Origin of the sequence: Streptomyces durhamensis (assembly GCF_000725475.1) — a bacterium.
Lineage (GTDB): Bacteria > Actinomycetota > Actinomycetes > Streptomycetales > Streptomycetaceae > Streptomyces > Streptomyces filipinensis.
The window spans coordinates 1-407 of the sequence record NZ_JNXR01000124.1 but is presented as its reverse complement, the minus strand read 5'-3'; the positions used below and the strand labels follow the sequence as shown (position 1 = coordinate 407).

Here is a 407-nt window from a genome sequence, read left to right as displayed (position 1 = left end):
GTGCGTCGATCGGCCGGTAGGCGTTGCCCCACAGATCCGCCGCCGACCACCCGCAGAGGATTCCTGGCAGATCATGGTCATTTCCCGGGTAGGCGAGCCCCGCCGCGTAGCTCAACGACGTGAAGTCGACGTGGTGGTCGTTTCTGACCCAGACCCCGCGAAACAGCGGCCGGTAGTTCTCGCGCATCTGATAGCGCGACATCATGTCAACAAGTTGCTCAACCCTCATCGGGCCTGTCGGAAGTTCCCCCATGAAGGCGAGTGTGATCAACGCCCATGACCGAAATGACTCCTGAGCGAGGGTTATCCACAGGCCGAAGCCCCGATGATGTGCTGTTTTGGCGGCCGCGACCTGGGCTTCTAATCGCCAAAAGGGCACATCATCGGGGCTTCGGCCTGTGGATAAC

The 407-nt window shown here is 60.9% G+C and carries 1 protein-coding gene; it reads right to left on the bottom strand.

Going from position 1 to position 407, the window contains the following annotated elements; genetic code table 11:
- A partial coding sequence (locus IO33_RS45385) for a hypothetical protein (protein ID WP_157858091.1) occupies positions 1-253 on the bottom strand: 253 nt, incomplete at its 3' end.
- Positions 254-407: the final 154 nt, after the last annotated feature.